Source organism: Sphingosinicella soli (assembly GCF_014199685.1).
GTDB classification, from domain to species: Bacteria; Pseudomonadota; Alphaproteobacteria; order Sphingomonadales; family Sphingomonadaceae; genus Sphingosinicella; species Sphingosinicella soli.
Genome location: NZ_JACHNZ010000017.1, coordinates 31,924 through 44,169 on the forward strand (window position 1 = coordinate 31,924; position 12,246 = coordinate 44,169).

10 protein-coding genes are annotated in these 12,246 nt (G+C 65.9%); 6 read left to right on the forward strand and 4 right to left on the reverse strand.

Annotated features, from left to right (window positions below; all coding sequences use genetic code 11):
• Positions 1 to 2: 2 nt before the first annotated feature.
• Positions 3 to 1,748: a hypothetical protein gene (locus GGQ98_RS08625; protein WP_184068075.1), complete on the reverse strand. Its 1,746-nt coding sequence runs from the start codon at positions 1,746 to 1,748 to the stop codon at positions 3 to 5.
• Between the two features lie 109 nt (positions 1,749 to 1,857).
• Between GGQ98_RS08625 and GGQ98_RS08630 the strand changes: the two genes are divergently transcribed.
• Positions 1,858 to 3,009: a glycosyltransferase family 4 protein gene (locus GGQ98_RS08630; protein ID WP_184068078.1), complete on the forward strand. Its 1,152-nt coding sequence runs from the start codon at positions 1,858 to 1,860 to the stop codon at positions 3,007 to 3,009.
• A gap of 26 nt (positions 3,010 to 3,035) precedes the next feature.
• The gene (locus tag GGQ98_RS08635; RefSeq protein WP_184068081.1) at positions 3,036 to 4,085 is read left to right on the forward strand and encodes a potassium channel family protein; all 1,050 of its coding nucleotides are present in this window, start codon (positions 3,036 to 3,038) and stop codon (positions 4,083 to 4,085) included.
• A 4-nt stretch (positions 4,086 to 4,089) separates the two neighbouring features.
• On the opposite strand, the gene GGQ98_RS08640 is transcribed toward GGQ98_RS08635, so the two are convergent.
• Positions 4,090 to 4,341 (reverse strand): PilZ domain-containing protein, encoded by a 252-nt coding sequence (locus GGQ98_RS08640; protein ID WP_184068084.1) that lies wholly within the window; start codon positions 4,339 to 4,341, stop codon positions 4,090 to 4,092.
• Between the two features lie 494 nt (positions 4,342 to 4,835).
• On the opposite strand from GGQ98_RS08640, the gene GGQ98_RS08645 reads away from it, so the two are divergent.
• Entirely contained in the window at positions 4,836 to 6,461 is a 1,626-nt protein-coding gene (locus GGQ98_RS08645; protein ID WP_184068087.1) for a hypothetical protein, read from the forward strand.
• Positions 6,462 to 6,463: 2 nt separating this feature from the next.
• Here the strand turns inward: GGQ98_RS08645 and GGQ98_RS08650 are convergent, their stop codons facing one another.
• Entirely contained in the window at positions 6,464 to 7,147 is a 684-nt protein-coding gene (locus tag GGQ98_RS08650; RefSeq protein WP_184068091.1) for a DJ-1/PfpI family protein, read from the reverse strand.
• A gap of 80 nt (positions 7,148 to 7,227) precedes the next feature.
• On the opposite strand from GGQ98_RS08650, the gene GGQ98_RS08655 reads away from it, so the two are divergent.
• Complete coding sequence (locus GGQ98_RS08655) at positions 7,228 to 8,193, forward strand: GlxA family transcriptional regulator (RefSeq protein ID WP_184068093.1); 966 nt, start codon at positions 7,228 to 7,230, stop codon at positions 8,191 to 8,193.
• Here GGQ98_RS08655 and GGQ98_RS08660 read toward each other — a convergent pair.
• Positions 8,165 to 9,235 (reverse strand): beta-N-acetylglucosaminidase domain-containing protein, encoded by a 1,071-nt coding sequence (locus GGQ98_RS08660; RefSeq protein WP_184068096.1) that lies wholly within the window; start codon positions 9,233 to 9,235, stop codon positions 8,165 to 8,167. The two genes, GGQ98_RS08655 and GGQ98_RS08660, sit on opposite strands and share 29 nt — an antisense overlap.
• Before the next feature lie 135 nt (positions 9,236 to 9,370).
• Between GGQ98_RS08660 and GGQ98_RS08665 the strand changes: the two genes are divergently transcribed.
• Together GGQ98_RS08665 and scpA are read left to right on the forward strand one after the other, a co-directional pair.
• Positions 9,371 to 10,069, forward strand: coding sequence for a hypothetical protein (locus GGQ98_RS08665; protein WP_184068099.1), 699 nt, complete (start codon positions 9,371 to 9,373; stop codon positions 10,067 to 10,069).
• Between the two features lie 28 nt (positions 10,070 to 10,097).
• Positions 10,098 to 12,242: a methylmalonyl-CoA mutase gene (scpA, locus tag GGQ98_RS08670; protein ID WP_184068101.1), complete on the forward strand. Its 2,145-nt coding sequence runs from the start codon at positions 10,098 to 10,100 to the stop codon at positions 12,240 to 12,242.
• Positions 12,243 to 12,246: the final 4 nt, after the last annotated feature.

The following is a 12,246-nucleotide window of genomic DNA, read 5'->3' on the forward strand; positions in this document are numbered from 1 at the left end:
TGTCAAACGATCTGGCGTTCCAGATGCCGGGCGAGATATTCGAGCGTGGCGATGCGCCGGTACAGGCCGCTGTCGGTGACGGCTTTCATATTGAAGAACTGCTGCATGTGCGGGAAGTGCAGATCAAGCACACGGCCGAGGAACGCGGGTGTCAGCAGCCCGCCGTGCTCGTCGCGCACCGGCCCGAGCCGCCGCCGAACCGCATAGCTGCGCTGGCGGAGCCACGGCGGACGCACGCGCGTGCCAAGCTCGTTCATGCGGTGAGAGAGCGTCGGCGGCCGGTCGAAGCTGTAGCCATAGTCCGAAGGATATGCGGCCAGCACAGGGTCGATGTGCGTGAGCAGCGCGGCCTCGAAGCGGCCCGCGTTTTTCAACGCGATCGGCATCTGCAGCGCACCGGCGACCACCTCGTGGTCGAAAAACGGCATGAAATAGGCGCCCTGCCGCCCCACTACGCTGATCTCGCGGCCGAAGAACGCACGGCAGCGCATGCGCGGATACAATTGTTCGATCAGGGTGCGGCGCAGCTTGCCTGTTGCGCCGGGCTTTTCGATGGCCTTGAGAGCCTTTGCCTCCAGTCGATCGATAAAACCTTCCGGGTCGAACACGTCGGTCACGTCGCTGAGTGTGTAGCGCGCGAAGAAAGCGCCCATCACCTGCCGGGCGGTCAGCGCGCGATCGGGCAGGTAGAAGAAGTTGCGGAACACCTCGCCGCATCCCCCGGAGACGGCAAGCTGGCCGCCTTCCTGCCGCTGGTGGCGCGCGTGGGCATTGCCGCCGTTGTCGAACAGGCCGCCATCGGTGACGAGCGCGTCGGTCTCGTGGAAATTGCGCGCAACGATCGCCGGAAAGTCGTCGGGCGTGATGCTGGCGAACGAAGCCTTCTCGAACGGCTCGAAACGGAAATGTTCATGGTCCGCGATATGCCGCGCCACCTCGACGTCGCCGTCGCCGGGGCTGCCGTAGACATAGACGTGCGGGCTGACCCCGGCATCACGCAGCAAAGCGAGCGCGAGGCGGCTGTCGAGCCCGCCGGACAGCGGGCATTGCATCCGATCGCCGAAGGCGCCCGCATAAATCCGGGCCGATCCCCGCAGTCGTTCGGCCTGCACTGCGATGCGCTTTTCTATCGGCGTGGAGGAAATGCCTTCGGGCAGCGGTTTCGAGACCGCCGTGCGCAAGGCCGTCGTTCCCAGTTCGATCTGCGCATCGGGCCCCAGCCGCTTCAATTCATGGACGACGGTATCATCGCCCGTCGGGAAGACGTTGAACGCGAATTCGTAGACGCCTTGCGGATCGAAAGTGACGCGGTCCAGGCTTTTTGCGGCGGCCAGGAAGCTCGTCGAGACGACATTCCAGTCCGCGTCGTGAAACAGCTGGAACGCACCGAAGAAATCCGTGAACGCGAAGGTTCGCCCGGCTTTGTGGACGATCGCGGCGAACTGGCCGGACGCGCTCGACCAGTCTTCAAACGGGAAACGGAAATTCGCGAGCAGCGCGCGGAGCGCCGCCTCGCCGAACTTTTCACCATAGATCAGCGTTCCCGCGACCGCGACGAAATCATCCCCATCCTGCCAGATGCAGATATGGCTGCCGTGAATCGGTGCGGCGTGGAAGCCGATGTGGGCGGCGCTGCGGATCGGCGTAAACTGCGTGAAACCATGCAGGCGAAACTGTGCCTGGGCGGCGTCGATTCGCGCTTCGTCGGCATCGTCTTCCGTCAGTCGGCATAGATAAAAGCCGCCCATGCCGCCCCGTTTCCTGTTCGCGTTCACGCCATGAATGGCGCGTGATCGTTAATTTCTGGCGCTTTGTCACGCCTTTATCGGTGTTTCAACACTGCTATAAGCCGAATCCATGTCCGTAACGCTGCCGCCCAGCCGTACCCGCCTGCTCCATCTGCACTCGACGTTCGATCTCGGGGGCAAGGAAGCGCGCGCCGTCCGCCTGATGAACGCGCTTGGAGACGGGTTCGTACACGACATCGTGAGCGCGGTTCCCGAGGCTGTGGGCGCGGCGCGCCAGATCGCGGCGCATGTCGATGCCCGTGTGCTCCGGGATTTCCCTCCGCTGGCCGGACGGCTGACGCCCGCGAAGCTGAAAGCGATCGGGACGGCGATCACGCGCGGCCATTACGACCTCGTGCTCACCTACAATTGGGGCGCGCTTGACGGCGTGATGGCGAACCGGCTGTTCGCGCACCGGCCGCTGGTCCACCACGAGGACGGTTTCAACGACGACGAGGCCGTGCGGCAAAAGCCGGCCCGCATTCTTTACCGCCGGCTCGCGCTGCCGTCTGCCGCGGCGCTTGTCGTGCCCTCGCAGGTGCTGGAGCGGATCGCGCTCGGCCCGTGGAAGCAGCCGCGCCGCCGTGTCGTGCGCGTTCCAAACGGGATCGACAGCGCCTTGTTTTCCGAGCCTCCCCCTGCGGGAAGCATTCCGGGGTTCGAGCGGCGCGAGGGCGAGGTCGTGGTGGGCACGCTCGCGGGGCTGCGCAAGGTGAAGAACCTGCCGCGCCTCGTCCGCGCCTTCGCAGCGGCGACCCGTATCGTCAGCGTGCCCGCACGTCTCGTTATCGTCGGCGAGGGGCCGGAGCGTGAGGCGATCCTTGCCGCCGCGACAGAGGCAGGCGTTGCGGACCGTCTGCTGATGCCGGGCTTTCTCGGGCGACCGGAAACCTGCGTGGGGCATTTCGATATCTTTGCGCTCTCGTCCGACAGCGAACAGTTTCCGCTCAGCCTTGTCGAAGCGATGGCGGCGGGCCTGCCGGCTGTCGCCACCGATGTCGGCGATGTGCGCGCAATCGTTTCGGAGCGGAACCGGCCGATGATCGCGCGCGCGGACGACGACATGACGCTCGGACGGCTGCTCGCCCGCATGATCGGCGATCCGCTGCTGCGCGCCGAACTCGGCGCGGCGAACCGCGCGCGCGCAATTGCGGAATATGATGAGGCTGTGATGGTGGAACGCTACCGCGATATCTACGCCGGCGCGATGGACACGATATGAGGATCGAGGAGCGGATGCGGCGCGTGATGCGCCCGACATTTCCGGGTCTGCTTGCACGCCCGCGCGAAGACGGCGGGCGGCTCAGGCGGCCGCCGATGCTCTCCCCACTCGGCAGTCTTGCGGTGCGTATCGGCATCGTGCTCGCGCTGCTCGGCGTCGCGCTTGCAGGGCACTGGTTCGATCGCGAAGGGTATCGCGATGCGAACGATCCCAAGAACGAAATCAGCTTCATCGACGCGGTCTATTTCACCGCCGTTACGGTAACGACCACGGGCTTTGGAGATATCGTTCCCGTTACTCCGCGTGCGCGCATGTTCGATGCGATGGTGGTGACGCCGATCCGCCTGTTCGTCTGGCTGCTGTTCCTCGGCACGGCCTATCAGTTCCTGGTTCAGCACATGTGGGAGAAGTGGCGCATGAAAAGCATCAGCGCGCGCCTGACGCAGCACTATATCGTGGCCGGATACGGCACCACCGGAACCGCCGCCGTGGAGGAGCTGGTTGCGAACGGCATCGATCCGCAGCGCATCGTGGTGATCGATGCCTCCCCTTCACGCGTCGAGGCCGCGCTTGCTGTCGGGGTCATGGGGCTGGAAGGCGATGCCACGCGCAACGAGACCCAGTCCCTTGCGCGCATCGAGACGGCAGAGAGTTTCATCGCCTGCGGCGGCCGCGACGATACGAGCGCGCTGCTGGTGCTCACCGCGCGCCAGCTCAATCCGAACGCGCGGATCAGTGCGATCATCAAGTCTGCGGACAATGAGGAACTCGTGAAGAAGGCGGGCGCGGACACGGTCATCAATCCGGTGACGCTCGGCGGGCACCTGCTCGCGCGCGCGGCGAGCGGCAGCCACATCGTCGATTATATCAGCGATCTGGTGACGGCGGCGGGACGGGTTCAGCTTATCGAACGGGCGGTGCGCGACGATGAAATCGGAAGGCCGCTCTCGTCGTGCGGGCAGGGGCTTGCCGTGCGGATCATTCGCGGGAGCGAGGTGATCGGTTTCTGGGAGCCTGCCGCAGGAAGCATTGCCGCAGGGGACATCATTCTGGAAATCGTGCCGCTGGCCGGTTAAACCTTCAGGCGGTTGCAGCTTCCCGGGGCAAGGACTTTTCAACCGGCCGCTCGAAGACGAGGCCGCAGCGATTGCCGATCACCCAGACCACGCGGGCGTCGCGCTTGCCGGTGGTTTCGGTTTCGAACCGAATGCGCGTGCCTTCGTCGGGCGGGGAGGGCAATTCGATCATGGCGCCGCCTGTCGAAATGTTGCGAACGGCAACCGTGCTCCGCCTGCGGCCGATCGTGATCGCGCCGGCCATGCGGGTCGACATGCGTCCACGTGCATCGCTTTGGCTGCCTTCTAACATTGCTGCACTCCCGCACCGAATTGACGACTCTGCATTCTTTTCGCTGCCGACACCCCGTTGGCGCTGCCCTGCGAATTTGCGGCGGCGACTTCGGAGGACGCAGTCGCCGCCGCCGGGGTGTGACCGCGATCATCGAGAGGAACTGGATCGCGGCCGAACGTGTTGGCATTTCGTTCTGCAATCAAGCAGACCGGATATGCGAATCGTCGGGGAGTAAGAACCGGTTGCCGAACGCCGGATGCCGATAGTTTTGGCTTTGCAGCGGGGTTTCGTGATACAAGATCGAGAACGGGGAAGCGGCGCATGTCACAGTAACACGCGCTGTTACAGGAACTCTTTTCTTTCTCATGAATTCATAGAGATGCGCTTTTAACAGAATGTTAGGACATTTCGCATTCGTAATGATACGGTGAATGGCCTCGTAGAAAGATAGGCCGCGCGGAGAGGGAGGTCTTTCGATGCAGCAGGACCCGAGCCAGTCACCGGAGGCCTTACAGCGCAAGGTCAGCGCGGAACTCGATGCGATCGAAGCCGATCCCACATTCCAGCGATCGCCCGTGATGCGGCGCCTGCTGCGTTTCCTTGTAACGGAAACGCTCGCGGGGCGCGGCGATACGCTGAAATCCTATGCCATTGCGGTCGAAGCTCTCGGCCGCGAATCCGATTTCGATCCGCAGACCGATTCCTATCCGCGCGTGCAGGTCGCGCGGCTGCGCAAACTGCTCGACGCTCATTATGCGCAGGGCGCGCCGGTGGACGGGGTTCGAATTCGCGTGCCGAGCGGGGGTTATGCTGTCGAGTTCGTCGATGATGTCTCGCCGCCGCTCGCCGTGGCGGCTGAAAAGAAGAACACGATGGTGTTCGTGCGCTACGGCCTTTTGGGCGCGGCGGCGCTGGCCATCGTGCTGGCGGCGCTGTTCCTGTGGCGCACAGACGAGAACGCCTGGCGCGTGCGCAACTTCCCGACGGTCTATCTTGCGCCGACGCGCAGTCTGGATGGGGATCGGCAGCAGCAGGACGCCGCCGTCGATCTTACCACCAGCCTCGGCGAGGGGCTCGACCGCTTCACCGCGATGGATGTCGTGCGGTCGCCGACAGCGAAGGCGAATTACCGGATCGATACCACGCTGCGCCGCGTTCCCGGCGGCACACGGATCAACATCCTGCTCACGGGCCTCGAAGACGGACGCGTGGTCTGGTCGCGGTCGGGATTGCGCGAGCCGATCGAGGGCAGGGCGTTTGATGTCGACGAGGTCGGCGCCACGGTCACCGCGCGGCTCGCGCAGCCTGCCGGTGTCATTCACAACGACGGCGACCAGCGGAACATCGATATCAACACGCCCTATGGATGCTGGCTCGCGCTTCGCTCCTACTGGCGGATGATGCCGCCGGAACGCGAGGCGCCGGTGCGGGCATGCATATCGGAATGGGCGGCGGAAAATCCGAAATCGGCAATGGCGCGCGGCGCGCAGTCGTGGTTCCTGGCGCAGGATGCGCTCAAGCTGACAGGTGAGGAACGGCGCGATATGCTCACGAAATCGCATGTCCTGGCGCTGAGCTCCGTCGAGCTTCAGCCCAACGATCCGGGCGCGCAATATTCGCTGATGCGCAGCGCGCTCTATCTCGGCCTTGAACGGCAGGCGCGCGCGGCTGCGGACCGGGTCATATACCTCAACCCCAACAACCCGGAATTCATGTCGGGCGTCGGCATGTTCAAGATCATGATGGGCGACGCCGACGGCGAAGCGGTGATGCGCAAGGCGATGGAGCTTCAAGACAACCCGCCGCCCTGGGTGCAGTCGGGATTTTTCTTCGCGGCGGTCGGGCGAGACGATGCGGACGCGGCGCTCGCTGCCGCCGAGGATTTTCTGATGCCCAAAGGCCCGCCGCTGCAACACGCCATGCTGGCGATGGCGCTCGCGCGCAGCGGGCGGATGGAGGAGGCGCGCGCCGAGTGGCAGCAGGTCGTTGCGGCGAATCAATATTATGCCGAAACGCCGGAACGGGTTTTCGACCCGCTGCCCCTCGCGCCGCGTGTGCTTGAGCGCAGCATCGCCTGGCTGCGGCTGGTGTCCGACGAATAGGGTCAGCGTGCCGACGCGATGGCGGCGATTTCGTCGCGGCGAAGATCGAAGCCGCGCGCGGTCATCGCCGCGCGGGTCATGTCGAGAATGGGTTTGCGCGCCGTCTCGGGCGTCCCGCCGCTAAGCGGCGCCGGATCATATTCGAGCACGAGCTGCAGCATCTCCGCAACGTCGCGGCCGTGCAGCTTCTCCGCGATGTGGAACGCGAAATCGATGCCCGCAGTGACGCCGCCGCCGGAAATCCGGTTCCGATCCTCGACGACGCGGTCGGCGACAGGGATTACGCCGAACTGAGGCAACAGGTCGCGCCATGCCCAGTGGCACGCCGCCTTGTAGCCGGTCATCAGCCCGGCGGCGGCAAGGATCAGCGATCCCGTGCAGACGCTGGTGATGAACTGCGCGCCTTCCGCCTGCTTTCGCAGCCACGAAAGCGCGGCGTCATCCCGCATCACCGCCGAGGTGCCGTAACCGCCGGGCACGCAGATCATGTCAAGCTGCGGGCAATCCGCGAAGGTGGTCGTCGGCAGGAAGGTGAGGCCGCAATCATCCTTGATGGGGTCCAGGTTTTTCCAGACGAAGTGCAGCTTCGCGCCGGGCATCCGCGCCAGCACCTGCGCCGGGCCGGTCATGTCGAGCTGGGTCAGCTCCGGGAAAAGCAGGAAACCGATGTCGAATGTCTCTGTCATACGTCTCTCCGCGTGTGGGTCCGATCTTCCTACCCGCGCGCCGCTCTGGCGGAAATGACATAAAACTGTATTATCCTGCCATGCAGACGATTCTCCTTGTCTTTCCGGGGTTCCAGCTTCTCGATCTTTCGGGGCCTGCCGCCGTGTTCGGCGCCGCAGCGGAAGGGCTGGGGCGCGGCTCTGATGTCGTCGCGGTCTCTCGCCGGGGCGGGGCGGTCCTTTCGAGTTGCGGCGTCGCCGTCGCCACGCAGCCGCTGCCTGCGGTCGAGACCGCCGATACGCTGCTCGTGGTCGGCGGCGACGGCCCCGGCCTCAGCGCGCTGATGGAGGACCGGCAAACGGGTGACTGGTTCCGAGCCATAGCGGGGACGGCGCGTCGCCACGGCTCTATCTGCACGGGCGCGTTTGTCCTCGCCGCGTGGGGACTGACCGCCGGAAAGCGCGTCGCCACGCACTGGAACAGCGCCGAGCGCCTGTCCCACGGGTTTCCGGAAACGACGGTGGATGCTGACTCCATGTTCGTTGAAGACGGCGCGCTCTGGACCTCGGCGGGGGTGACGGCGGGGATCGACATGGCGCTCGCGATGGTGGAGCGCGACCACGGGCCGAGGCTGGCGAACGGCATCGCGCGGCGGCTGGTGCTTTCGGTTCGCCGCCCCGGCAACCAGTCCCAATATTCGCCGCTGCTTCGCGCGCAGGCGAAAGCGGCCGGGCGCTACACCGATCTCGTCGGCTATATCGCCGGCAATCTCGACCGGAAGCTCGATGTGGAAGCGCTCTGCGCGCGCGTCGGTGAAACACCGCGCAGTTTTCATCGCAACTTTCGGGAGGCGACCGGGAAAACCCCCGCCGCGTTCGTCACCGCAGCGCGGCTGGACCGCGCCCGCAGCCTGCTCGCGGAAGGGGCGCAGGTGAAGACGGCTGCCGCTGCGTGCGGGTTTTCCTCGCCGGAACATTTCACGAAGAGCTTTTCGGGCGCTTTCGGGTTGTCGCCCGCCGCGTGGCGATCGCTGAACGCTACTGCGTCTGCACCGCCTCGCCGGTAATCATGTAGCCGCCTTCCAGAAACCGCGCGACTTCGTCCGCCGCAGGGTGGCCCATCGCCTTGTATTTCGCGCGCAGCGACGTGCAGCGCTCGCCCGGAATGCGATCGAGGCCGCTGTCGTTCAGCGTCAGCAGGTCGGTTTCGAGCGCGGCGGCGAGTTCGGCGCCGTAGCATTGCCGGGCGGCTTCGAGAAACGCGGCGGTGTAGCGATAGGCGTCGCCCTGCGCATAGCTCATCGCGAGCGTCATCGCGGGCGCGAGGGTCAGCCGGGGCTGCAGCGCGGGATTGATGGCGTGTCCGGCAACGCTTCCGGCAATGCCGCCCCGCCCCGTGAATGCGCGCAGGTGCAGGAAGCGCGACATGCGCGGGCCGTCGTTGACGGGGTAGTTGTCCCACAGCACGGGCTTGCGGCGGAGATCGTCCGCCACGCGGTCGAGGTGGCCGCGCGTGAATTCGCGGCTGCACACTTCCTCGCCGGTCCAGAACACGTCCACCGCCGGATCGAGCAGCCGCCCGAGGTCTTCGAGGTAGCGTGCGGGCCGCGCGCCGAACACGCGGTCGAGCACAGGGTCGTCGCTGTAGTAGCTCGGACACATCAGCAGGCGCGCGGGCAGGGCGGCGGCGGCGTGGTGGACGATTTCGGTTTGCGTTTGCGCAAGGCCGGGAATGTCGCCGTGCATGTCGTCGAACAGGATGGCGACGATGTCGGGCCGCAGCGCGCCGAGCGCCTTCAGGCGCGCAGTGAGCGCCGCCTTGCCCTCGCCGGTCCAGTCATCGTGCAGTTCGTAAGGGGTCAGACCGATGCCGAACGCGACCCCCGCATCCCGGCAGGCCTGCGAGAAGCGTTCCAGCGCCGCCGTCGCGTCTGCGGGATGGTTCTCCTGCCATCGGCGGCGGAGGTAGGGGTCTGCCTTGGGCGCGTATATGAAGAACGAAAAGCCGTGCGGCTTGAGGCCGCGCATGACATCGCCGCGATCCTCCCACGTCCATGGCTCGCCGAAATAGCCTTCTATGATGCCGAGCGGCGGTATCGTTTCGGTCATGGCGGGAGTGTGTAGCGACTTTCAAAGCTGTGGAAAAGCCGAGGGCGGCGTGCCCGGACCACTCCGCGCCGCGCTGCCGTTCAGATGGTGTTTTAGGAATCGACCCGGCATCCCGGCAGCGATATAGCGCGCAGCATGCGCAGTCTGATCCCATGTCTTCTGCTGATCGCCAGCCCGGCCGCCGCGCAGCAGGCGGCGGACGTGCCGGGGGATCCCGCGCAGTGGTTCGCAGCGCAGGAAAACGCCGCCGAGGCGCATGCGCCCGATCTGGAATCGCTTCGGCAGGAGGTGCTGGACCGTGCCCGCTGGTCGACAACCACGCACGCCTGCACGACCCTGACGCGCATCGATCCCTATGGCCTGCAGCCCGCCACCGCCGACCGGCTGGTGAGCGAGGGGCTGAAGGCGGGCGCGTTCGTTGGCGCGTGGACATTCTATGCGCGCACCGATTGCGCCGAAACGCCGCTGCTGCGCTTCCTGTACATCGCCGAGAAGAACGGGCGGCATCTGCTGCTGGTCGTCAATCGGGGCGAGGCGATCTCCACGCCGAGCCAGATGCGCGAAACGAGCAAGCTCGCCGCCAAGGCCGCCTGGGACCGCGCGAAGCAGCAGCAGCCGATGTGCGAGGTGACGACCGTGGGCATGCGCCAGACGCGGATCGCGGCCGCAGACGGCGATCTTTCGCCCATGCAGTTCGGCACGCGCTTCGCGGGCGGCTGGAGCGAGGCGTGGGACTTTGTGGCTTGCGGTCGGCGTGCGACCGTGACAGTCCGGTTCGACGCCGACGGCAAGGGCGGCGCTTCGGCGCGCGTGACGGAGGTTACGCTGTCCTGAGCCGGGCGGGTGGAATTACGGAGAGGTCATGACGGACAAACCGACGCTGGACGCCTGGAAGGCGCTCGCCGACAAGGAAGTGAAGGGCAGGAGCCTCGACTGGGAGACGCCCGAGGGCATCACCGTGAAGCCGCTCTACACGGCGGACGACGTGACCGTCGATCCCGGCCTGCCCGGCTTTGCACCCTTCACGCGCGGCGTGCGCGCCTCGATGTATGCGGGACGCCCGTGGACGGTTCGCCAGTACGCGGGCTTCTCCACCGCCGAGGAATCGAACGCCTTCTACCGCCGCAATCTCGCCGCCGGGCAGAAGGGCCTGTCGGTCGCGTTCGACCTCGCCACGCACCGGGGTTACGATTCGGACCATCCGCGTGTGGTGGGCGATGTCGGCAAGGCGGGCGTCGCGATCGATTCGGTCGAGGACATGAAGATCCTGTTCGACGGGATTCCGCTCGATCAGATGTCGGTTTCGATGACCATGAACGGCGCGGTGATCCCGATCCTCGCCTTCTTCATCGTCGCGGGCGAGGAGCAGGGCGTCGACCGCAAGCTGCTCGACGGGACCATCCAGAACGACATCCTGAAGGAGTTCATGGTCCGCAACACCTACATCTACCCGCCGGAGCCCTCGATGCGGATCATCTCCGACATCTTCGGCTACACGAGCCGGGAGATGCCGAAGTTCAACTCGATCTCGATTTCCGGCTATCACATGCAGGAAGCCGGCGCGACGCAGGTGCAGGAGCTTGCCTTCACGATCGCAGACGGCGCCGAATACGTGCGCTACGGCGTTGCCTCGGGGCTCGATATCGACAAGTTCGCGGGGCGGCTGTCGTTCTTCTTCGCGATTGGCATGAACTTCTTCATGGAAATCGCGAAGCTGCGCGCCGCGCGCGTACTCTGGCACCGGGTGATGACGAACCTCGGCGCGAAGGACGAGCGCTCCAAGATGCTGCGCACGCACTGCCAGACCTCGGGCGTGTCGCTGACGGAGCAGGATCCCTACAACAATGTGATCCGCACCACGATCGAGGCGATGGCCGCGATGCTGGGCGGCACCCAGTCGCTGCACACCAACGCGCTCGACGAGGCGATCGCGCTGCCCACCGATTTCTCGGCCCGCATCGCGCGCAACACGCAGATCGTCATCCAGGAAGAAACCGGGATGACCAAGGTGGTCGATCCGCTGGGCGGCTCTTATTACATCGAGGCGCTGACGCAGGAACTCGTCGATCAGGCGTGGGAGATCATCGAGCGCGTCGAATCCGAAGGTGGCATGGCGAAGGCCGTGGCGGCGGGCTGGCCCAAGGCGATGATCGAGGAGGCCGCCGCCGCGCGTCAGGCGCGTGTCGACCGCGCCGAAGACGTGATCGTGGGCGTCAACAAGTACCGCCTCGCGAGCGAAGACCTGCTGGAGACGCTCGAGGTCGACAACGACAAGGTGCGTCACGGCCAGATCGCCCGCATCAACGCCGTGAAGGCGGCGCGCGACCCGGCCGCCTGCGCGGCAGCGCTCGATGCGCTGCGCGAAGGCGCCAGGGGCACCGGCAACCTGCTCGCGCTCGCCGTTGAGGCCGCGCGCGTGCGGGCGACGCTGGGCGAAATTTCCTCGGCGATGGAAGAGAGTTTCCAGCGCTACGGCACGACGCCGACGCCGGTGAAGGGTGTGTATGCGGCACCCTACAAGGGCGATCCCCGCTGGGAGCAGGTGGTGGACGGCGTGAAGGCGGTCGAGCGGCGGCTGGGCCGCAAGCCGAAGCTGCTCGTCGCCAAAATGGGCCAGGACGGGCATGACCGCGGCGCCAACATCATCGCGTCGGCGTTCGGTGATATGGGCTTCGACGTTGTATCGGGCCCGCTGTTCCAGACGCCGGAAGAGACGGTCGTGCTGGCGCTTGAAAGCGCCGTCGACGTGGTGGGCGCCTCGTCGCTCGCGGCGGGGCACAAGACGCTGATCCCCGAACTCATCCGGCGGCTTCGTGAAGAAGGCCGCAGCGATATCAAGGTGATCGCGGGCGGCGTCATCCCGCCGCAGGACTACGACTTCCTGCGCGACGCGGGCGTTCAGGGCATCTACGGCCCCGGCTCCAACGTGGTGGAGTGCGCGGCGGACGTGCTGCGCCTGCTTGGCCACAACATGCCGCCGGCGGGACTTGCCGAAGCGGCGGAGTAGGGCG